The organism is Salinarimonas sp. NSM (assembly GCF_052380005.1).
Lineage (GTDB): Bacteria > Pseudomonadota > Alphaproteobacteria > Rhizobiales > Beijerinckiaceae > Salinarimonas.
In genome coordinates, this window is sequence record NZ_JBQTCJ010000080.1 from 1 (window position 1) to 20,788 (window position 20,788).

Sequence of the window (20,788 nt, forward strand, 5' to 3'; positions counted from 1 at the left end):
CGCCGAGGCCGCCGCCCTGCCGAAGGGCGCGCTCGCCGCCCTCGCGGCCCCGCTGGCGGAGGGATTCGTCGACGAGGCGAGCGGCACGACGCTGGTCGCGGCCGCCGATCTCCTCGGCGAGACCGGTCCCGCCGGCGGGCGCGGCGGCGCGCTTCCCGAGACCGTCACCCTTCCAGGGATCGGCGACGTCGTGGTGCACGCCGACCACGGGATCGGCCGGCTAGAAGGGCTCGAGCGGATCGCCGCCGGCGCGCAGGTGGACGCGCGGGCCGACGCCGACGCGGATGCCGCTGAGGACGAGGTCGTGCGCCTCGTCTACGCCGACGAGGCGACCCTGCTCGTCCCCGTCGAGGATCTCGACCGCGTCTGGCGCCATGGCGGGCCGGACGACCGGGCACGGCTCGACCGGCTCGACACCAACACCTGGGAGACGCGTCGCGGCGCCGTCGAGGCGGCGATCGCGCAGGCCGCGCGCGACCTCGCACGGCGCGCCGCCGCGCGTCGCGCTGCGACGGCGCCGCCCCTGCGCGCCGCCCCGCGCGACCTCGCGCGCTTCGCCGAGCGCTTTCCCCATCCGCTCACCGCCGACCAGGGCGCGGCCGTCGCCGCGACGCTGGCCGACATCGCCCGCGAGACCCCGATGGACCGGCTCGTGTGCGGCGACGTCGGCTACGGCAAGACCGAGATCGCGCTGCGTGCGGCGGCGGCGGCCGTCTTCGCGGGAAAGCAGGTCGCGATCGTCGCCCCGACCACGGTCCTCGCACGCCAGCATGCGGAGACTTTGCGACGACGCTTCGCCGGCTTCGGCATCGCGATCGGGCAGCTCTCCCGGCTCGTGCCGGCAGCCGAGGCGCGGGCGGCGCGCACCGGGCTCGCCGACGGCACGATCCGCCTCGTCGTCGGCACGCACGCCCTCGCGGGGGAGGACGTGCGCTTCGCGGACCTCGGCCTCGTCGTCGTCGACGAGGAGCAGCGCTTCGGCGCCGCAGACAAGGAGGCGCTGCGGGCGCTCGGCGCGGGCGCGCACCTGCTGACGCTGACCGCGACCCCGATTCCCGCCACGCTCGCGGGAAGCCTGGCCGGCCTGCGCGACCTCTCCACGATCGCCACGCCGCCGATCGCGCGAAAGCCCGTCCGCACCGCCCTCGCGGCCTGGGACGACGCGCTCGTGCGCGATGCGCTCTCCCGCGAGCGGGCGCGCGGTGGGCAGAGCTTCGTCGTCGTGCCGCGCATCTCGGACATCGGGGGCATCGCCGCCAGGCTCGCCGCTCTCGTGCCGAGCCTGCGGGTCACGGTGGTGCACGGGCGGATGAAGCCCGCGGCGATCGACGACGCGATGCTCGCCTTCGCCTGCGGCGACGATCCGCCCGACGTGCTGCTCGCCACGAACATCGTCGAGAGCGGGCTCGACGTGCCGGCGGCGAACACGATGCTGATCGTCCACCCCGATCGCTTCGGCCTCGCCCAGCTCCACCAGCTGCGCGGCCGTGTCGGCCGCGGGGCGCGCCAGGCGCAGTGCTGGCTCCTGACGGAGCCCGGCGCGGGACCGGCCGAGGAGACCCGCGAGCGGCTCGACGCGCTCGTGGCGCACGACCGGCTCGGGTCCGGCTTCACGCTCGCCCTGCGCGACCTCGACCTGCGCGGCACGGGAACGCTGCTGGGCGAGGAGCAGGCCGGGCACGCGGAGGCGATCGGCATCGGCCTCCACCGCGAGCTGGTCGCGCGCGCCATGGCTCAGGCGCGCGGGGAGGGCGCAGCCACCGGCCCGATGCCGCATCTCGCGCTGGGTGTGCCTGCCGCGATCCCGCCGAGCGAGATCGAGAGCCCGCAGATGCGCCTCGAGCTCTACGCCCGCCTCGCGCGGCTCGAGGACGAGGATGCGCTCGACGCGCTCGTCGACGAGATCGAGGAGCGCTTCGGCGTTTCGGCGGAGGCACTCGCGACCGTGCTCGCGCTGGCGCGGCTGCGCCTGCGGGCGCGCGACCTCGGCATCCTGCGCCTCGACGCCGGGCCGGCGGCGCTCGCCGCGACCCTCCGGGAGGAGACCGCGCGGCGGCTTCACGCCCTGACGCTCGCCGAGCGGGCGTCGCTCGACGGCAACCGCCTCGTCTACGCTCGCGAGACCGGCACGCCAGCGGAGCGCCTGAAGCTCGCTGACGCCCTGCTCGACGCGGTGGAGCGCGTGCTGGCGAATGGACGGGCACGGGAGGATCGGGGGCCGCGCGCGGGAGAGCGCGACGGCGCCGGAACCCCGTCGCGCGAGCGCCGTTGCGAAGGCTCCCGCAACCGGAGTTCAGCTTCCATGGCCAACGACAAGACCCTCGAGGATCTCTTCCTCGACACGCTCAAGGACGTCTACCACGCCGAGAAGCAGGCGCTGCGCGCCTATCCGCGCATCGTCAAGGCGGTCGTGTCCGACGAGCTCAAGACGGCGCTCGAGCAGCACCGCGACGAGACCGAGACGCAGGTCGAGCGGCTGGAGCGCATCTTCGAGATGCTCGGCAAGCCCGCCCGCGGCAAGCCCTGCGAGGCGATGCAGGGGCTCGTCGAGGAATCGAAGGAGATCCTCTCCGATTTCAAGGGCTCGATCGCCCTCGACGCCGGCGTCATCGGCACCGCGCAGGCGATGGAGCACTACGAGATCTCGCGCTACGGCACGCTGCGCGCCTGGGCGACCGCGCTCGGCATGAAGGACGCGGCGAAGCTCCTCGGCGAGACCCTCGAGGAGGAGAGCCGCACCGACGAGAAGCTCACCAAGCTCGCCCAGACGGCCGCGAACCAGAAGGCCGCCTGAGCCGCGCTCGCGCGAGCTTTCAGTCGTTCTTGCCAACCCGCCTCCGGTGGCGCATCAGGAATGCGCTGCTGGAGGCGGACATGGCGGAAGAGACGATCGAGACTGAGGGCGCCGAGGCGCCGCGCGGCGAGCTGACGGTCCGCACGCTGGCGATGCCCTCCGACACCAACGCCAACGGCGACATCTTCGGTGGCTGGGTGCTCTCGCAGATGGACCAGGCCGGCGGCATCGCCGGCGTCGAGCGCGCCCGCGGCCGCGTCGTAACGATCGCGGTCGAGGCGATGACCTTCATCCGCCCGGTGAAGGTCGGCGACGTCCTGTGCGTCTACACGGAGATCGAGCGGATCGGCCGCACCTCGATGAAGATCCACATCGAGGCCTGGGCCCGCCGCTTCATGACGAACCAGCGCGAGAAGGTGACCGTCGCGACCTTCACCTTCGTGGCGATCGACGACGAGGGGCGGCCGCGGCCGATTCCGAAGGGGTGATCGCGCCACCTGGCGACTAGTATTTTTACCGACGCTGCTATAGCTTGCATAACTGTCATCAGCGAGGAATGTTCGCTTCCAAACATGGGGGCGATGATGGCAGAACGTTCGAAGTTGCTTTGGATAGAGATCCGCAACCTCGGTTGCGTCGGGTCCGAGGGATTGCGGGTCGAGCTAGACAACATTGTATGTTTGGTGGGTCGCAATAACTCGGGCAAGTCGAACGTCCTTCGTGCTTATGAGCTGGCGCAGGGTGGTGTCAAATACGACCGAGGGCGCGATTTTTGCCAGAGTTCGCCACCGGAAGTTGAAACGCAAGTTGAGCTGGCAATTCACATTCCTGAGGGAATCGCAAACATTGATGCTGAATGGAAGGCACCAGAAGGTCCATATCTCGTGGTTAGGAGCCTCTGGACCTGGGGATCTGATGGTAAGGCAACTAGAAAGACTTGGTCCCCGAAGCTGGCAGACTGGTCGGACGACGGCAAAGCCGGTGGGGCTGACAACGTTTTCAAAAGTCGCTTACCGATTCCGATCCGGATAGGATCGTTGCAAGACGCAGACGAAGCAGAAAAGAACTTAATATCCTTAGTATTTTCTTCGCTTGGAAAGGGGCTTAATCAAGCTAAGGACAAGCTCGACCATCCAATTGGAAAGGCTCTCGCCGCATTGCGGACCGCCGTTGCCGATGAGTTTACGCAGTTAAACGAACAAGTTGAGGAGGTATCATCAGCTATCGATCAGGCGTTCAAAGGGGTCTTCCCCGATCTGTCCGCATCAGTGCGTCCCGGTGTTGGCACACCGACCCTCAAATTTGAAGATTTGATTAAATCTGGATCGAAAATAATCATTTCCGATGGGTCGCATGAAGGCGGTCTAGACCAACAAGGTTCAGGTGCTCGACGCGCTCTTTTCTGGTCGGTACTCCAAGCTTACAATGACCTCAAAAGGAAGGAAGATGCTGCTGCAAAACCCAGCAAAAGAGGTGCAAGGGGAAAGACGGAAGGCGCGAGTGCGTCTGCGCCTGCCGCAATGGATTCAGATGATCCAGCGCTCCCTGGATACATTCTCTTGATTGATGAGCCTGAAAATGCACTTCATCCAATGGCAGCGAGAGCGGCGCAAAAGTACCTGTATAAGCTCGCCGAAGATGAAAACTGGCAGGTCATGCTTACCACGCACTCACCGTATTTTGTTGATCCATTCGCCGACCATACAACGATCGTGCGCCTTCATCGTGAAAGCAACAAGGTTTCGCCACAAATATACAGAGCCGATGAAATAACGTTTGGGGGAGATGAAAAGCGCCAACTACAAGCGCTTCAAACGATGGACCCGTCTTTCTCTGAGGTATTTTTCGGTTCTTATCCAATAATTGTCGAAGGCGACACGGAACATGCATCATTTATTGCGGCTGTTGTAGAGATAGAGCACATTCTGACAACACAGGTTTCGATTTTGCGAGCAAGAGGCAAGGCAATAATACCTGCTATTATATGTATGCTTCGGCATTTCAAAGTCAGCTTTGGCGTTGTGCACGATTCTGATTTCCCTTTCACAAATAGTGGAGATAAATCGAATCCAATGTGGACTGTAAATCTGACTATCAGAGAAGCTGTAGAAAAATGCCGAACCGATGGCTTATCGGTGAGGCACAGGATTAGCTTTCCCGATTTCGAGAGATGGCTCGGTGGGAGTGAACTTGGGAAAGATAAGCCGTTGCAGGCCTATCTTCGTGTTAGTGGGGATGGGACTCTATCGGCCAATGTGCAGAAGCTCTTTGAGGAGCTGAGGAATGGAGTATTTGATAGCATCAATCTATCAGATCATGACTGCTTAACTTGTTTCCTGAAAGAGCTGGCCGCCTGGGCAGAAGCCAATGGTGCTTCAGGCGACGCGAGGTTGATTGGAAAAGTCAGTACAGTCTAGAGGCTAGCCCTCACAACTTCGTCCGCAGCTGCCACAATTCCGGGAAGAACGGCTTCTCGAGCACGCCCTTGAGGTACGACACCCCGGCCGAGCCGCCCGTGCCGCGGCGAAAGCCGATGATGCGCTCAACCGTCGTCACGTGGCGGAAGCGCCATTGGCGCATCAGGTCCTCGAGATCGACGAGCTCCTCGGCGAGCTCGTAGAGGTCGAAGTGCTCCTCCGACTTGCGGTAGACCTGCTCCCACGCGGCCTCGAGCGCCGGGTCGTACACGTGGGGCTCGCGCACGTCGCGCTCCAGCTGGTGGGCGGGGACGGGCAGGCCGCGGCGGGCGACGAGCCGGATCGCCTCGTCGTAGATGGAGGGCGCATCGTAGGCCGCGAGAAGCGGCGCGTGGCGTGAGGGCGCGTGGGCGTGGGGCTTCATCATCCCGGCGTTCTTGGCGCCGAGCTTGAACTCGATCATGCGGTACTGGAAGGACTGGAAGCCCGAGGAGGCGCCGAGCCGCTCGCGGAAGGCGAGGTAGTCCGCCGGCGTCATGGTGGAGAGCACGTCCCAGGCGCTCACCAGCTGCTCCTGGATGCGCCCGCAGCGCGCCAGCGCCTTGAAGGCCGGGCGCGGCCGGTCGGCGCGCACCGCCGCCATGGCGGCATCCAGCTCGTGGATGAACAGCTTCATCCAGAGTTCCTGCACCTGGTGGATGGCGATGAACAGGGGCTCGTCGTGCTCGGACGATTGCGGGCGCTGCGCCGACAGGAGCGTGTCGAGCCCGAGATAGTCGCCGTAGGACATGTCGTTCGAGAAGTCGGTCTTGACGCCGTCGTCCGCCATCGCCGGAACCCTCCGCTGAATGGTTGAAGCTTGAAATATCCCGCGCGCCGGCACAAGCTCCCCCTCGCTTCACGAGGACGAAACGGCCCATGCTCGACCTGCGCGACCACTTCTCCCGCACCCGCGCCGCGGCGCCGGAGCGCCTCCACCTCGCCGCGCACAGCCACCACGCCTGGCCCGACGTCACCCGCGCGGCGCAGGAGGCGGCGTGGGACGATGCCGCGCGGCTTGCGGACGGGAAGTGGGAGCACGTGCTCGGCAGCGTCTGGCCCGAGGCGCAGGGCCACGTCGCGCGCGTGCTGGGCCTGCCGGACCCGCGCAGCGTCGTCTTCGCGCAGAATACGTTCGAGCTGTGGCTGCGGCTGTTCTCCTGCATGCCGACGCACCGCCCGGCGCGGGTGCTGGCGACGGACGGGGAGTTCCACTCCTTCACGCGCCTGTCGCGCCGCCTCGCCGAGGACGGGCTGATCGCTCTCGTCACCGTCCCCGTCGAGCCCTTCGCGACCTTCGAGGCCCGCTTCGCGACCGAGGCCGCGCGGGGCGGGTCGGACATCGTGCTGTTCAGCCAGGTCCTGTTCGGCTCGGGATTCGTGGTCGCGGATCTCGAGGGGCTCGTCGCCGCGGTGCCGGACCGCGAGACCTTCGTCGTGATCGACGGCTACCACGGCTTCCTCGCCCTGCCGACGGACCTGTCGCGGCTCGCGGACCGGGTGTTCTACATGTCGGGCGGCTACAAGTACGTCATGAGCGGCGAGGGGACGGCCTTCATGCATTGTCCGCGGGGCTTCGGCGAGCGGCCCCGCGCGACCGGCTGGTACGCCGCCTTCGGCACGCTCGCCGCGCGCCAGGACGGGGGTGTGGGGTATGCCGAGGACGGCTTCCGCTTCATGGGCGCGACCTTCGACCCGACGGCGCTCTACCGGCTCAACGCCGTGATGCGCTGGCTAGCCGGGCTCGGCATCGACGCCGCGCGGGTCCACGCCCACGCCCACGCCTGCCAGCGCGCCTTCGTCGCGGCGCTGCAGGAGGCGGGCGCGCCGATCTCGCGCGCCGACCTCCTGATCGGCCTCGACGACCCGCGCCGCGCCAACTTCCTCGCCTTCCGCCGCCCCGACGCGGCCGACCTGCACGCGCGCCTCCTGGCGGCGCAGATCGTCACCGACGTCCGGGCGGACGTGCTACGCTTCGGCTTCGGGCTGTACCACGCCGAGGAGGAGATGCCGGAAGCGGCGCGGCGGGTGGCGGCGGCGCTGGCTTGAGCGGGCGGCGGAGAGGTCCGGAGCACTCAGACCCGCCCCCTTGTCCTCCCCTTCGGAGAAGGAGGAGGCCTGCACCAGACGTCCGGCAAGACCGGCTTCGGCACGTGCCGAAGGCATGAGCATCGTCGCGCGAGCGGTGCGAGAAGGCGGTAGGCGAGTGGGCGGGGCACCCGCCCCCGCCGTCACTCCTGGAGCATGCGCTTGAGGAGCTCGACCTCCTCGCCGAGCGTCGTGTCCTCGCCGATCGCCTTCTCGATCTTGCGCACCGCGTGGAGCACCGTCGTGTGATCGCGCCCGCCGAAGCGCCGGCCGATCTCGGGCAGCGAGCGCAGCGTGAGGGTCTTGGAGAGGTACATGGCGATCTGGCGGGGGCGCACCACGGCGGCCGTGCGGCGCTCGGAGAGGATGTCGGAGCGCGAGACGTTGTAGCGCGAGGCGACGAGCTTCTGGATCTCCTCGATCTTGACGCGCTTGGGCTCGCGGTTCTTGACGAGGTCGCGGATCGCGGTCTCCGCGGTCTCGAGCGTCACCGCCGCGCCGGTGAGCGTGGCGTGCGCGAGGAGGCGGTTCACCGCGCCCTCGAGGTCGCGGCCGTTGGTGGTGATCTGGCGGGCGACCCAGGCGATCACGTCGGGGGCGACGTCGAACCCGGTGTGCGCCTGGCGCACGGCGGCAATGCGCGCACCGAGGATCGCGTGGCGCAGGTCCTCGTCGAGGTTGCCGACCTCGACCACGAGACCGCCGGCGAGGCGCGAGCGGGCGCGCTCGTCGAGGCTCTCGAGGTCCGCCGGCGGGCGATCCGCGGCGATCACCACCTGGCGGCCGGCGTCGATGAGCGCATTCAGCGTGTGGCCGAACTCCTGCTGGATGGTGCGGCCCTGGATGAACTGCACGTCGTCGATGATCAGGAGGTCGATGCCGCGCAGCTTCTCCTTGAAGGCCAGCGAGGTCTGCGCCTTCAGGGCCGAAACGAAGCCGTACATGAAGCGGTCGGCGGTGAGGTAGATCACCCGCTTGCCCTGGGCGCGCGCGCCGTGGCCGATCGCGTGGAGCAGGTGCGTCTTGCCGAGGCCGACTCCGGCGTGGACGTAGAGCGGGTTGTAGAGCGCGGGGCCGTCGTGGCGGGCGATGCGGTCGCCGGCGGCGTGCGCGAGCGCGTTCGAGCGTCCGACGACGAAGCTCTCGAAGGTCAGGCGTGGATCGAGCGGGGCGCCGGCGATGTCGCCGTCGGCCGGGCCGGCGAAGGCCTGCGTCGGGGGCGACACGGCGGGCGCCGCGGCGGCCGGCGCCTCGCGGCGGGTCGCGACGTCGGAGCGGGTCGCGGGAGCGGGCTCGATCCGCCGGGGGGCGTCGCGGGAGGTCGTGCCGCGCACGGCGAGCGCGACGCGCTCCACCGCGGGCTCCTCGGCGCGATAGATGTCGAGCACGCGGTCGAGGTAGTGCGCCTCGATCCAGCTCTTGAGGAAGCGCGTGGGGACAGTCAGGCGGGCGCAGCCGTCGCCGAGGACCTCGAGCTCGAGACGGGCGAACCAGGAGGTGAAGACGTCCTCGCCGAGCTCCGCGCGCAGGCGCCGGCGCACGCGCGCCCAAGCTTCGCTCGCCTCGCCCACCTTCGCCTCGCTCGTCCTCGCCCCGCTCGTCGCGCGGGGCGCGTCCGTGGTGGGCTCCCCCGCGGCGCAGGTCATGCGGGCGCTCGGCTCCGCCCCGATCGCCGCCGCGAGTGCCTTCGCGCGCTCCTCGCCCCCATGGAACATCTCAGCCCTCCTCTTCCGCGCCCTGGAGCATGTCGACCGCCGCCGCAAGCCGACACCACCCGCCCCGTCAAGTAATTGCCGCCTCGCGCAATGGAAAACCATTGCGCTGCCTCGGAATGATCCGATACGCCTAAAGTCTTCGTCTTTTTGGATGTCGTCCAGGGCGCGCTACAGGGCGTCGTGCGTGGTCTGAGCGAGCGTCATCATCAGGCGCTTGTTCGTATCTTTGCCGACGATAGACACTGCGTGACCCCCCGCTCCTGAGCCTGAACCTTGGATTTCTGAAGAGTTACTTCGGGGAGCCCCCGAAGTCCTGAGACCTTACACAGCCCCCCCGGGGGGCGCAACAGAAAGGAGTCGGTCCATGCGACGCCGGCGGCCGAAGGGACCCCGTGGCCCCCGCGTCGGGGCCTATAAGTCGCTGTCTTCCTTTACCTTTTGTTGACGATCAGGGGGGCTTCCGCCGCGATTCGGGGCGTGCCGCTTGGATTGCATCGAAGCTCCGTTGCCGCCTCCGGGTCGCCCGGCGCCCCGACCCTCCCGTGCTTTGCCCCCTAAGATATTGACGCCTAAAGCGTTTGTCTGCGCGCTCTGGCTGGGAGTACGGAAGGTTTCCACCCGGAATTCGCGGACTGGAGTCAAGCAGAACGTTAGAAGAACCATGACGAGTTCCGCAATCGACCGCTCCGCGTGTCCGGACGTCTTCAGCTGCGCATCAAGTCTCGCTAAGTCGTCGCAACAGCGCGGCGGGGGCGCACGAAACGACGAAGCCCGGCGCAGGGCCGGGCTTTCGGGCATCTCATCGAGAGGGCAGGGCGGGAGGCTCTCGGCGCCCCGCGGCCGGCGCTCGCACGCCGGCGACGCTTCGCGTCGGTCAGGCGCTCGCGCCGGCCTCCAGCGCCTTCACGCGCTTGGCGAGGCGCGAGACCTTCCGGGCGGCGGTGTTCTTGTGCGTGACGCCCTTCTGGGCGGACCGCATGATGATCGGCTCCGCCACGGCGAAGGCGTTGCGTGCGAGCGTGGCATCGCCGGCGCCGAGGGCCTCCTCGACCTTGCGGATGAAGGTGCGCATGCGCGAGCGGCGCATGCGATTGACCGCCGTGCGACGGGCGATCTTGCGCGTCATCTTCTTGGCCGAGGGCGTATTGGCCATGGCTTGTCGAACCCCGTTCGTATGCGCCGACCGGCGAGGCCGTCGCGGCCCGCGCATGAGGGATCGGCTGATGTCTCAGGAACCCATGGGCGACCCGCCGCGGAACCGGCGCGCGCCCGTGAAGCCGGGTGTATAGTCGCGCAGGCCTCCCGCGTCAACGCCCCATCGACATGCCGCTCGCGCGCCGCGGGACGGCGCCGTCGCCTCTCCCCGTCTGGCACACGTCTCGGGCGCCGGGATCGGGCGCACGGATCCACTCATTATATATGGCGGCCGCGGCGCGCGGCGACGACGTCCGAGATCGTCGTTGAAATCCGGGGCTCGGAGGCGCATCTTGAGGGCGGCGGCAATTCCTGCCGTCGCGAACGCAGAGAGGACATGACGCTGGCTCAAGTGTCTCCGCGCGAAGCGGAAACCGCGCCGCTTCCCGCCCGTCCCGAGGTTTCCGCCTCGGCAGATGGGGAAATCCTGTCCGTGGCCCGCACGTGTCTCGACGACATGAAGGCCGAGGACGTCGTCGAGATCGACCTCGTCGGCAAGACGTCGGTCGCCGACACGATGCTGGTGGCCACGGGCCGCTCGGATCGTCACGTGAACGCGATCGCCGACCGCATCATCCAGACGCTCAAGGACAACCGCCTCGGCACGCCGCGTGTCGAGGGCATGCCCGCGTGCGACTGGGTGCTGATCGACGCCGGCGACGTGATCGTGCACGTGTTCCGCCCCGAGGTCCGCTCCTTCTACAATCTCGAGAAGATGTGGGGCGCGGACCGGCCGGCCGAGCGCATCGACGGCTGAGCGCAGGTGCGGCTCGCGCTCGTCGCGATCGGCCGGCTCAAGGCCGGCCCCGAGCGCGCGCTCGCGGACCGCTACGTCGAGCGGGCCCGTGCGCTCGCGCGCCCGCTGGGCTTCTCGGGACCCGAGGTCACCGAGCTGCCCGAGTCGCGCGCGCGCCGCGATGCGGATCGGCGCGCCGAGGAGGCGGTCGCGCTCGCCTCGCGGATTCCCGACGGCGCGCTCGTCGTGCTCGACGAGCGCGGCCGCACGCTCGACAGCCCCGGCTTCGCGAACCGCCTCGGCGGCTGGCGCGACGCGGGGCGACCGTCCACGACCTTCGTCGTGGGTGGACCCGACGGGCTCGACGACGCGGTTCGCGCGCGGGCGGACCTCGTGCTGTCGTTCGGGGCGCTGACCGTTCCCCACCAGATCGTGCGCGGCCTCGTCGCCGAGCAGCTCTACCGGGCGCTCACCATCCTGTCCGGCCATCCGTATCACCGCGGGGGCGACTGATGACCACGCGCGCGCCACCGGCGCGAGCCATCGGCGAGACGTTCGCGAAGACGCCGCGCCGGACCCTTCGGCTCGGTGCGGCAGCGCTCGCGGCCGCCCTCGCCGCCGGGCTCGTCCTCGCCGGCGACGGCCGCGCGCAGGCTCCCGAGGCGCCACCCGAGGCATCCGGCGTCGATCCCGGCGCACTCGAGGAGCGGGCCGACGAGACGCAGGCCGAGCGTGATGCACGCGCGGCCGAGCTCGAGGCGCTGCGCTCCGCGCTCGACGGCGCGGCCTCGCAGCGGCGGGCGCTCGAGGAGGAGATCGCCCGGCTCGGCGAGGACCGCGCTCGCCTCGCGCAGGCGCTGATCGACACGACCGCGCGCATCCGTACGCTGGAGACCCGGGCGGGGGAGCTCGAGGAGCGGCTTTCGGTGCTGCTCGGCTCGGAGGCGGCGATTCGCCGCTCGCTCGAGAGCCGGCGCGACGTGATCGTCGAGGTGCTCGCCGCGCTCCAGCGCATGGGCCGCCGGCCACCGCCCGCGGTGCTGGTCCGGCCGGAGGACATACTCGCCGCCGTGCGCACCTCCATGCTGCTGGGTTCCGTCGTCCCCGAGCTGCGCGCCGAAACCGAGGCGCTCGCCGCCGACCTCTCCGAGCTGGTTCGCCTGCGCGAGGCGATCGCCACCGACCGCGCGACGCTCGCCGCCGAGCTCGAGACCCTGGCCGGCGAGCGCAGGCGGCTCACCGCCCTCGTCGACGCCCGCCAGGCGCGGCTCGCCGCCGCGCGTGAGAACGCCGCGGCCGAGCGCGCCCGCGCGGCCGGGCTGGCGGAGCGGGCGGCCACTCTCGAAGAGTTGATCGCCGGCATGGAGCGCGAGATCACGGCGGCCCGCGAGGCGGCCGCCTCCGCCCGCGCGGCTGGCGAGGCGCGGGTGGCACGCACCCGTGCACGCTTCGAGGCGGCCGCGTTCCGCGATCCCGCCCGGCTGGCGCCGGCGCTGCCCTTCGAGGAGGCGCGCGGCCTGCTGCCGCGTCCGGTCGCGGGAGAGACGCTGCGCGCATTCGGCGCACCCGACGGCTATGGCGGGCGCACGCGCGGAATCTCACTTTCGACACGACCCGGTGAGATCGTCAGCGCGCCTGCGGACGGGTGGGTGGCCTTCGCCGGGCCGTTCCGCTCGTTCGAGCGTCTCTTGATCATCAACGCTGGCGAGGGCTACTATCTCTTGCTCGCGGGAATGGAGACGATCACGGTGGAGGTCGGCCAGTTCGTGCTCGCGGGCGAGCCGATCGGGACGATGGGCGCGACGTCCGCGCTCTCGCCGGCCGCCGGCGCGGTCGAGACGACGGATCCGGTTCTGTACGTCGAGTTCAAGAAGGACGGCGGGTCGATCGACCCGTCTCCCTGGTGGCAGGAAACCGAAGGCGAAGAGGTTCGCGGATAATGCGCAAGCTTTCACTTCTGATGATCGGCGCGGCCATGGGAGCCGGCGCGGCGACCGTGGTGTCGCAGCCGCAGCTCCTCTCGGGCACGAGCGCGATCGCGGCCTCCGCGGAGACCTACCGTCAGCTCAGCCTGTTCGGCGACGTCTTCGAGAAGGTCCGCACCGACTACGTGGAGGCCCCCGAGGACGCGGCGCTCGTCGAGGCGGCCATCAACGGCATGCTCACCTCGCTCGATCCGCATTCGAGCTATCTCGACCCCAAGAGCTTCCGCGACATGCAGGTGCAGACCCGCGGCGAGTTCGGCGGGCTCGGGATCGAGGTCACGATGGAGGACGGGCTCGTCAAGGTGGTGAGCCCGATCGAGGACACCCCGGCCGCCAAGGCGGGCGTGCTCGCCAACGACCTGATCACCCACATCGACGGCGAGGAGGTCCAGGGCCTCACGCTCAACCAGGCCGTGGACCGCATGCGCGGCCCGGTCAATTCGGCGGTGGAGCTGCGCATCCGGCGCGGCGGCGGCGTCGAGCCGATCGAAGTCTCGATCACCCGCGACGTGATTCGCGTGCGCCCGGTGCGCTGGCGCGTCGAGGACGACATCGGCTACGTCCGTATCACCCAATTCAACGAGCAGACCTCCCCCAACCTCGAGCGCGCCATCGCCGAGCTGACCGACGAGATCGGCGAGGAGCGCCTCAAGGGCTTCGTGCTCGACCTGCGCAACAATCCGGGCGGACTTCTCGACCAGGCGATCGACGTGTCGGACGCCTTCCTCGACGGCGGCGAGATCGTCTCGACCCGTGGCCGCAACGCCTCGGAGACGCAGCGCTTCAATGCCCGGTCCGGGGACCTGACCGACGGCAAGCCCGTGGTGGTCCTCATCAACGGCGGCTCCGCCTCGGCGTCGGAGATCGTCGCCGGCGCCCTCCAGGATCTGGAGCGTGCGACCGTGCTCGGCACGCGCTCCTTCGGCAAGGGATCGGTGCAGACGATCATCCCGCTCGGCGGCTCTGGCGCGCTGCGCCTGACGACCGCGCGCTACTACACGCCGAGCGGCACCTCGATCCAGGCGCGCGGCATCGAGCCCAACATCGTCGTCCTGCCGGAGGTCCCGGAGGAGCTCCAGGGACGCGACTCGGTGGAGGGCGAGGCCGGCCTGCGCGGCCATCTCGCCAACGGCGAGGAGGAGCGCACGGCGTCCTCCGCCTACGTCCCGCCGGACCCGGCGGACGACGTGCAGATCGCCGCCGCCCTCGCGCTGCTGCGCGGCGAGCGGGTCGATTCCGCCGCCCGGCCCGCTCCCCCGGCCGAGACGGTCCCGAACTGAGGCTGTGAAAGGCGCCGCGGCCCGGCCGCGGGGCACCCGGGCGACTTCTTACGCGGCCTGAGACCGGACCTGGTACTCGACGGCCCGCCTCCGATGCTCGACATTGGAGGCGGGCCGTCGTGATTCGGCGCGGATGAGATTCGTGGTGGCACGGCGACGAGGATCGGAGACGGGGCACGTGTCCAGCGCGTCCGACGACCTGACGACACCGCTCGGCACCGAGCGCAAGCCGCGCGGCCCCTCGCTGCTGGCACGGCTGCCGCTCGGGCGCATCGCATCCGGCGTGGCGATGACGCTCGCGGCGTTGATCGGCGGCTATCTCGCGCTCGTCGACGATCCCTCCGGCGGGGACCCGCAGGTCGTCGTCCAGATCCGCGAGGGGGCGCCGTCCGCCGCACCCGTGCCGGCCGACCCTGCGAGCGGCACCGCGCCGCAGAGCGGCCTCGCCCTCATCCAGGACATGCTTCCCCCGGGTTCCGGCGCGGGCACCACCGCCGCCGAGCTCGAGCGCGAGTCCGGCGTCTCGGTGACGCGCCCCGGCGGTGCGGGGCAGCCCGGGGCGCTGATCATCCAGGTGCCGCAGGCGGAGGGAACCCCTCCGGCCCCGTCCGGCGCGGTGCCGGCGGGCGAGCTCGCGCCGGCGCCGGACCCGCGCCTCGTCGAGCGCACCCGCTACGGCCTCCTGCCTCGCGTCGGGGAGGACGGGGCGACGTCCGCGCGGATCTACGCCCGACCGCCGACGCCGATGAGCCTCTCCGAGAGCGCCCGCGTCGCGATCCTGGTGACGGGCCTCGGCATCAGCCAATCGGGAACCACCCGCGCCGTCGATCGCCTGCCGCCGGACGTGAGCCTCGCCTTCGCGCCCTACGGAGGGGATCTCGACCGGCACGTGGCGCGCGCGCGCGAGGACGGGCACGAGGTCTTCCTGCAGGTGCCGATGGAGCCCTTCGACTATCCCCGCAGCGATCCGGGTCCGCACACGCTCACCACCGAGGCGTCTGTCGAGGACAACCGCGACCGGCTGCACTGGGTGATGGGCCGCTTCACCGGCTATGTCGGCGTCGTCAACTTCATGGGCGCGAAGCTCACCGGCGACGCGGCGAGCCTCCAGCCGATCCTCGCCGAGATCGGCGGACGCGGGCTCGCCTACGTCGACGACGGGACCTCCTCGCGCAGCCGTGCGCCGGCGCTGGCCGCCGAGGCCGGCATGCCGCTCGCGGTCGGCGACGTGGTGCTCGACACGGTCCCCGATCCCGACCGCATCGACGCGGAGCTCGCCCGGCTCGAGCGGCTGGCGCGCGAGCGCGGCATCGCGGTGGCGACAGCGAGCGCGCTGCCGATGACGGTCGAGCGCATCGCGGCCTGGGCCGCGCAGGCCGAGCAGCGCGGCGTGCGGCTCGTGCCGGTCTCCGCCGCGCTGGCGACGCCGGGCGGCTGACCGATCGGAGCATACGATGACGAAGAATCTGCCGCCCTACCGCCCTTGCGTCGGGGTCGCGCTGTTCAACCGCGATGGCCTCGTCTTCGTCGGCAAGCGTCTTCCCGAGTCCGGCCCCGAGCACGTCGACGGCCCCTTCGTCTGGCAGATGCCGCAGGGCGGCATCGATCCGGGTGAGGACCCGCTCGCCGCGGCCCGGCGCGAGCTCCACGAGGAGACGAACGTCACCAGCGCGAGCCTGCTCGGCGAGGCCGCGGACTGGTATGCCTACGACCTTCCCGGCACGGTCGCCGCCCAGGCCTGGAAGGGCAAGTGGCGCGGCCAGACGCAGCGCTGGTTCGCCTTCCGCTTCGAGGGCGACGACAGCGAGATCGACATCGGCAGCCCCGCCGGGCACAAGCCCGAGTTCGAGGCCTGGCGCTGGGAGCGCCTGGAGCGGCTGCCGGAGCTGATCATCCCTTTCAAGCGCGCGGTCTACGAGCGCGTGGTGGCTGACTTCGCGCGTTTCGCGGCGCGCTGAACGGGACGACGCAGGCGCCACCCGGATCCTCCCCGGAGGGGGCCTCGGAGGGGCGGAGTCCGCGCGGCACGCTCGGGCGGTGGGGCCGTTCGACATCCTGGCGAGCGAGCTGGCCCCCGTCCTCCCACCCTTCGTCTCCCCTGCGCGGAGGTGGCGGACGCGGCCCGCATCGTGCTCCTATGGACGCCGGTCACGGAGGCTTCCATGCTGCACGGATTCGTCGTCATCGTCCTGTTCCAGTTCGCCGGGGAGGCGGCGGCGCGGCTCGCGGGGCTGCCGACGCCGGGGCCCGTCGTCGGTCTCGCCGCGTTGGCGCTGCTCGCGATCGCGTTCCCAGCGCTCCTGCGCGTCGTCGAGCCGACGGCGGACGCGCTGCTGCGGCACCTGAGCCTGCTCTTCGTGCCGGCCGGCGTCGGCGTGCTGCAGCACCTCGATCTGCTGCGGGCGGAGCTGGTCGGGCTCGTCGCGGTCCTCGTCGTCTCGACGCTGGTGACGATGGCGGTCACGGCGGGCGTGTTCGCGCTCCTCGCGCGGCCGAGCGCGGAGGCGCCGCGATGAGCCCCGCGCCGCTTCCCGAGGGTGCCGCCGAGTTCTGGGTCTACCTCGCGACGTCGCCGCTGTTCTGGCTGGCGCTGACCCTCTCGGTCTACCTCGTCGCGGACCAGCTCTCCGCGTGGTCGCGCCGCAACTCCTTCGTCAACCCGGTGCTGATCGCCATCGTTGCGCTCGGCGCGGTTCTGATCGCGACGGGTACGTCCTACGAGACCTACTTCGAGGGCGCGCAGTTCGTGCACGTGCTGCTCGGCCCGGCCACGGTGGCGCTGGCGATCCCCATCGTGCGCCACCGCGCCGAGATCCGGGCGAACCTCGTGCCGCTCCTCGCGGCGCTAGTCGTCGGAGCGGTGGTGGGGATCGCGAGCGCGGTCGGGCTCGCGCTGGCGGTCGGCCTCGACGGTGCGCTCGTCGCGTCGCTGGCGCCGAAATCGGTGACGGCGCCGATCGCGATGGGCGTCGCCCGCGAGATCGGCGGCGTGCCGGAGCTGACGGCGGTCCTCGTCATCGCCACCGGCATCACCGGCGCGGCGCTGGTGACGCCGACGCTGAACCTCCTGCGCGTGAAGGACTGGCGCGCCCGCGGCTTCGCCGTCGGCCTCGCCGCCCACGGCATCGGCACTGCGCGGGCGCTGCAGGTGAACCCCGTCGCCGGCATGTTCGCGGGCCTGGCGATGGCCCTCAACGGACTCGTCACCGCCGTCGCGGCGCCTGTCCTGGTGGCATGGATCGTCGGCTGATCACGCCGCGTCCGAAACCGAGACTGCGACCGGGGTCGGCGCCGCCCGGCCGCGAGCCTGGACCGGCGTCGCCGTCTCGCCGAGCCCGATCACGTCGATGCGCCTGCCCATGGGCGTTCCGGCAGGGCCGATGCCGATGGTGCGGACCCTGAACGATCCGCGACGCGCTGCGGGGTATGATAGTTGCCGGGAAGCAACAGCTTGAATCGGTTTTGCCAATACGCTGTGGCCCACCGTCGAAATCGACCGCGAGCATCTTGCCGCCAGAATGGGCATGCGCTACCATTCAAAACGTGGCGTTGCCGGCATGCAGCTCCACGTAGCCCGGATACGGGCTCCCTTCTTGGGCGTTTCCTCCCTAGACTCAGGGCCGCACTTCGCGGCCCTCTTTTTTTGGGCCACGGCATACGCCTTCGTCTCGGCGGAACGGAAGCTAGCCTAGCGTTTTTCCGGAATCAAGAGGCGGACGCGCGGGATGCCCCGAATCGCCTCAATCGGTCGCCGACCCGGCGAGCTCGTCGGCGATTCGCCTGGCGAGCGCGGATCGGGCGTCCTCCGGAAGCGATTGCCAAAGGGCCTGCGCCCGCGCGGCGTCGTCTCCGGCCTCCGCGATCAAGCCGGCGAGGGAGTGCCGATCGAGGACCGTCTCGACGGGCGGGGCGGGTGCCGGCGCGGTCCCCGCGGCGATCGGCGCGCCACGCGGGACCGATGGCGCGACGGCCGTGCCCGCGCCGTCCTCGCGCACCGGCGAGAACCAGAAGATCGTCGCGACGACGGCGAGCGCGCGCACGAGCGGCATGGCCAATGGATCCCCTGCTGTCGTCCCCGGCTGTCGGTCCCTGGTTGGCCTCGCGCGGGTGAAGAGAGTGTTGCGACCCCGCCGCCGTCGGTCGACATGGTGAACGCCCCCGATCGTTCCGCGAGCGCGATCTCCTCCCGCTGGCTCTCGCCGGCGTGCGATGGCGGGACGGCGCGCCGCGGGCGCATTAACCACGCGTTCGGCATACCGCCGACCCGCCCGGTGTCGGACCCGTTCGCCTTAGGTTTCGTTTAAGCGGGGGCTGCGACAGTCCCCGGCAACGAGGACAGGGAGCGGCGCAAGCGCCGTGTTGGGCGGACGTGTTCGGGTCCATCAGCGTTCGAACGATAGAGGCGCGCCTGGGCGAGCTCGTGCACGAGCGGGCTCGCGGCGACGCGTCCGAGCGCGATCGGCACGCCCGGTTCATCGTCTCGCGCATCCTCATGGGCGCCGCCGCGCTCGTCTTCGCGCCGATCTACCTCGCCCTGCGCGGGCCGGCCTCGGTCCAGGAATACGTGGCCTTCCTCTTCCTGGCCTCGCCGCTCCTCGCCGGCGTTGCGCTCGCCCGCACCGGGCGCCTGACGCTGGCCCACACCATCTCCGCCGCCGGCTTCGCCGGTCTGATCGTCTGCTTCGCCAACGCCTCGGGCGGACTCGCCTCGGCGGCGACGATCTGGCTCGTCGCTGTGCCGCTCGAGGCGCTCGTCACCGGCTCGCGGCGGGCCGCGGTGAGCGCGACGATCGTCGCGACCCTCGCGGTGATCGCGCTCGCGGTGCTCGACGCCATGGGCGCGCCGCTGCACACGATCCCCTGGCCGGCGACGCTGTCGGCGCCGATCTTCGCCCTCTTCGCCATCGCGCATGCCGGCTCGCTCGTGCTCGCGGTCTCGCGGGCACGCGACGCCAGCGCCGATGCGCTGCGCCGGCGCGACGCACGCGATCGGTCGCTGCTCCAGGTGATCGACGACCTCGTCGTCTGGCACGACGCGCACGGCCACGTGCTCTCCGCCAGCGCGGCGGCGATGAAGCTCGTCGGCGCGCCCTCCGCCGCGCTGGAGGATCGCGGGCTGTTCTCACGCGTCCACGTCCAGGACCGACCGGCCTACCTCAAGGCGCTGAGCGACGCCGCCGCGGGCACCGCGCCGGTCACCGCCCAGTTCCGGCTGCATTACGGCGACGCGCTCGCCGGCGAGGCCGGGCGGGTCGTCTGGACGGAGATGCGGGCCTACAGGATCGAGACGGCGGACGATCGCGCGAAGGTCGTCTCGATCCTGCGCGACGTCACGGCCCAGAAGAGCCACGAGTGCGACCTCGAGCGCGCCCGCGCCGAGGCCGAGCGGGCGGGTGCCGTGAAGGCGCGCTTCCTCGCCACGGTCAGCCACGAGCTGCGCACGCCGCTCAACGCCATCATCGGCTTCTCGGAGATCCTCTCGACCGACACGATGGCCGGCGTGGGCCCCGAGCAGCGCCGCAGCTACGCCAAGATCATCCACGATTCGGGCCATCACCTGCTCGAGGTGGTCAACTCCCTCCTCGACATGTCGCAGATCGAGACCGGGAACTTCGAGTTCGCGCCCGCCCCCTTCGACGTCGCACCCCTCGTGGAGGGCTGCATCGACCTGATGCGGCTCAAGGCCGAGGCCGCGGGCGTGCGCCTGGGGGCGACCGTCGAGCCGGGCATGCCCGAGCTCGTGGCGGATCGGCGCGCCTGCCGGCAGATCCTCATCAACCTCGTCTCGAACGCGGTGAAGTTCACGCCGTCCGGCGGGCGGGTCCACGTCGCGGTCAGGCGCCGGGCGGGCATGATGGCGATCGTCGTCTCCGACACCGGCATCGGCGTGCCCGAGGCCGCCCTCGCCAAGCTCGGCGATCCGTTCTTCCAGGTCCACGCCGCCTATGATCGCCCTCACGAGGGCACCGGGCTGGGACTGTCGGTCGTGCGCGGGCTCGTCGGGCTTCACGGCGGTGCGCTCGCCATCGACAGCGCGCCGGGCGAAGGCATGACGGTGACCGTGGAGCTGCCGCTGTTCGGGCGCTGCGCCAAGTCCGGCGGCGAGGGCGGCCCGGCCTCCGCGCCGATCCCGATCACGGTCCGCGCCCGCGGGCGCAGCCCCGGCGGCGAGGACGCCGCGCACGCGGGCGTGCCGCACCCCGCGATCGCGGGAGCGAACCAGGAAACTCGAGACGAGGAGCTGAAGCGCAGTGCCTGAGGTCATGGCGGCCCGTTCCGGACGCGACATCACGATGAGGAGCGCGCCCGTGCGGCGGCGCGCGACCGGCTCCGAGGCACGAGACCGGCGCTCGCCGCTGGCGGCGGTGGCGCGCCGGCTCCTGGCGCGGCCCGGACGGCTCGTCGCCGGCGCGCTGTTCGCGTCGGTCGCCGGCTACATCACCTTGAACGCGCTCGCCTTCCAGACGGCGCGCCACCCGGCCCCGCTCTTCGCCGAGCCGTCGCGGATCGTGGCCGCGCCCGCGCCGCGCGACATCGCCG

General features: G+C 70.5%; 17 protein-coding genes and 1 pseudogene. 14 read left to right on the forward strand and 4 right to left on the reverse strand.

Going from position 1 to position 20,788, the window contains the following annotated elements; all coding sequences use genetic code 11:
• The 3 genes from ACTZWW_RS20735 to ACTZWW_RS20745 all read left to right on the forward strand — a co-directional run.
• The coding region (locus ACTZWW_RS20735; protein ID WP_444782870.1) for a DUF892 family protein at positions 1-2,794 on the forward strand (2,794 nt) is incomplete at its 5' end.
• A gap of 80 nt (positions 2,795-2,874) precedes the next feature.
• Entirely contained in the window at positions 2,875-3,282 is a 408-nt protein-coding gene (locus ACTZWW_RS20740) for an acyl-CoA thioesterase (RefSeq protein ID WP_444782871.1), read from the forward strand.
• A gap of 84 nt (positions 3,283-3,366) precedes the next feature.
• Entirely contained in the window at positions 3,367-5,211 is a 1,845-nt protein-coding gene (locus ACTZWW_RS20745) for an ATP-dependent nuclease (protein ID WP_444782872.1), read from the forward strand.
• Between the two features lie 10 nt (positions 5,212-5,221).
• On the opposite strand, the gene kynA is transcribed toward ACTZWW_RS20745, so the two are convergent.
• Complete coding sequence (kynA, locus tag ACTZWW_RS20750; RefSeq protein ID WP_444782873.1) at positions 5,222-6,040, reverse strand: tryptophan 2,3-dioxygenase; 819 nt, start codon at positions 6,038-6,040, stop codon at positions 5,222-5,224.
• A gap of 89 nt (positions 6,041-6,129) precedes the next feature.
• On the opposite strand from kynA, the gene ACTZWW_RS20755 reads away from it, so the two are divergent.
• Positions 6,130-7,299, forward strand: a complete 1,170-nt coding sequence (locus tag ACTZWW_RS20755; protein ID WP_444782874.1) for an aminotransferase class V-fold PLP-dependent enzyme — start codon at positions 6,130-6,132, stop codon at positions 7,297-7,299.
• Positions 7,300-7,481: 182 nt separating this feature from the next.
• On the opposite strand, the gene dnaA is transcribed toward ACTZWW_RS20755, so the two are convergent.
• Both dnaA and rpsT read right to left on the reverse strand, forming a co-directional pair.
• A complete protein-coding gene (gene dnaA, locus ACTZWW_RS20760) occupies positions 7,482-9,053 on the reverse strand; it encodes a chromosomal replication initiator protein DnaA (protein WP_444782875.1) in 1,572 nt (523 codons plus the stop codon).
• A gap of 874 nt (positions 9,054-9,927) precedes the next feature.
• Complete coding sequence (gene rpsT, locus ACTZWW_RS20765) at positions 9,928-10,206, reverse strand: 30S ribosomal protein S20 (RefSeq protein WP_444782876.1); 279 nt, start codon at positions 10,204-10,206, stop codon at positions 9,928-9,930.
• 378 nt (positions 10,207-10,584) lie between these two features.
• On the opposite strand from rpsT, the gene rsfS reads away from it, so the two are divergent.
• From rsfS to ACTZWW_RS20805, 8 genes are all read left to right on the forward strand, one after another.
• Positions 10,585-11,004 carry a ribosome silencing factor gene (rsfS, locus tag ACTZWW_RS20770; protein WP_444782877.1) on the forward strand — a complete coding sequence of 140 codons (420 nt, stop codon included), beginning with the start codon at positions 10,585-10,587 and terminating at the stop codon, positions 11,002-11,004.
• A gap of 6 nt (positions 11,005-11,010) precedes the next feature.
• Positions 11,011-11,496 carry a 23S rRNA (pseudouridine(1915)-N(3))-methyltransferase RlmH gene (rlmH, locus tag ACTZWW_RS20775; RefSeq protein WP_444782878.1) on the forward strand — a complete coding sequence of 162 codons (486 nt, stop codon included), beginning with the start codon at positions 11,011-11,013 and terminating at the stop codon, positions 11,494-11,496.
• The gene (locus ACTZWW_RS20780) at positions 11,496-12,923 is read left to right on the forward strand and encodes a murein hydrolase activator EnvC family protein (protein ID WP_444782879.1); all 1,428 of its coding nucleotides are present in this window, start codon (positions 11,496-11,498) and stop codon (positions 12,921-12,923) included. Before rlmH ends, ACTZWW_RS20780 begins: the two co-directional genes overlap by 1 nt.
• Positions 12,923-14,248 carry a S41 family peptidase gene (locus ACTZWW_RS20785; protein WP_444782880.1) on the forward strand — a complete coding sequence of 442 codons (1,326 nt, stop codon included), beginning with the start codon at positions 12,923-12,925 and terminating at the stop codon, positions 14,246-14,248. Before ACTZWW_RS20780 ends, ACTZWW_RS20785 begins: the two co-directional genes overlap by 1 nt.
• Positions 14,249-14,426: 178 nt before the next feature.
• Entirely contained in the window at positions 14,427-15,686 is a 1,260-nt protein-coding gene (locus tag ACTZWW_RS20790; protein WP_444782881.1) for a divergent polysaccharide deacetylase family protein, read from the forward strand.
• A gap of 16 nt (positions 15,687-15,702) precedes the next feature.
• A complete protein-coding gene (locus ACTZWW_RS20795) occupies positions 15,703-16,206 on the forward strand; it encodes an RNA pyrophosphohydrolase (RefSeq protein WP_444782882.1) in 504 nt (167 codons plus the stop codon).
• Between the two features lie 204 nt (positions 16,207-16,410).
• A complete protein-coding gene (locus tag ACTZWW_RS20800; RefSeq protein ID WP_444782883.1) occupies positions 16,411-16,764 on the forward strand; it encodes a CidA/LrgA family protein in 354 nt (117 codons plus the stop codon).
• Positions 16,761-17,498, forward strand: coding sequence for an LrgB family protein (locus ACTZWW_RS20805; RefSeq protein ID WP_444782884.1), 738 nt, complete (start codon positions 16,761-16,763; stop codon positions 17,496-17,498). The genes ACTZWW_RS20800 and ACTZWW_RS20805 overlap by 4 nt, the downstream gene beginning before the upstream one ends.
• 490 nt (positions 17,499-17,988) lie before the next feature.
• Here the strand turns inward: ACTZWW_RS20805 and ACTZWW_RS20810 are convergent, their stop codons facing one another.
• Positions 17,989-18,297: a hypothetical protein gene (locus ACTZWW_RS20810; RefSeq protein ID WP_444782885.1), complete on the reverse strand. Its 309-nt coding sequence runs from the start codon at positions 18,295-18,297 to the stop codon at positions 17,989-17,991.
• Between the two features lie 371 nt (positions 18,298-18,668).
• Here ACTZWW_RS20810 and ACTZWW_RS20815 point away from each other — a divergent pair, with 371 nt between their 5' ends.
• The gene (locus ACTZWW_RS20815) at positions 18,669-20,507 is read left to right on the forward strand and encodes a sensor histidine kinase (protein ID WP_444782886.1); all 1,839 of its coding nucleotides are present in this window, start codon (positions 18,669-18,671) and stop codon (positions 20,505-20,507) included.
• 34 nt (positions 20,508-20,541) lie between these two features.
• A pseudogene (locus ACTZWW_RS20820) lies at positions 20,542-20,788 on the forward strand (hypothetical protein); the annotation flags it as partial.

Bases quoted from the DNA above. Each gene is read 5' to 3' on its own strand.
- ACTZWW_RS20740 (WP_444782871.1), top strand. From the start codon at position 2,875: ATGGCGGAAGAGACGATCGAGACTGAGGGCGCCGAGGCGCCGCGCGGC.
- ACTZWW_RS20745 (WP_444782872.1), top strand. From the start codon at position 3,367: ATGGGGGCGATGATGGCAGAACGTTCGAAGTTGCTTTGGATAGAGATC.
- kynA (WP_444782873.1), bottom strand. From the start codon at position 6,040: ATGGCGGACGACGGCGTCAAGACCGACTTCTCGAACGACATGTCCTAC.
- ACTZWW_RS20755 (WP_444782874.1), top strand. From the start codon at position 6,130: ATGCTCGACCTGCGCGACCACTTCTCCCGCACCCGCGCCGCGGCGCCG.
- dnaA (WP_444782875.1), bottom strand. From the start codon at position 9,053: ATGTTCCATGGGGGCGAGGAGCGCGCGAAGGCACTCGCGGCGGCGATC.
- rpsT (WP_444782876.1), bottom strand. From the start codon at position 10,206: ATGGCCAATACGCCCTCGGCCAAGAAGATGACGCGCAAGATCGCCCGT.
- rsfS (WP_444782877.1), top strand. From the start codon at position 10,585: ATGACGCTGGCTCAAGTGTCTCCGCGCGAAGCGGAAACCGCGCCGCTT.
- ACTZWW_RS20780 (WP_444782879.1), top strand. From the start codon at position 11,496: ATGACCACGCGCGCGCCACCGGCGCGAGCCATCGGCGAGACGTTCGCG.
- ACTZWW_RS20785 (WP_444782880.1), top strand. From the start codon at position 12,923: ATGCGCAAGCTTTCACTTCTGATGATCGGCGCGGCCATGGGAGCCGGC.
- ACTZWW_RS20795 (WP_444782882.1), top strand. From the start codon at position 15,703: ATGACGAAGAATCTGCCGCCCTACCGCCCTTGCGTCGGGGTCGCGCTG.
- ACTZWW_RS20800 (WP_444782883.1), top strand. From the start codon at position 16,411: ATGCTGCACGGATTCGTCGTCATCGTCCTGTTCCAGTTCGCCGGGGAG.
- ACTZWW_RS20805 (WP_444782884.1), top strand. From the start codon at position 16,761: ATGAGCCCCGCGCCGCTTCCCGAGGGTGCCGCCGAGTTCTGGGTCTAC.
- ACTZWW_RS20810 (WP_444782885.1), bottom strand. From the start codon at position 18,297: ATGCCGCTCGTGCGCGCGCTCGCCGTCGTCGCGACGATCTTCTGGTTC.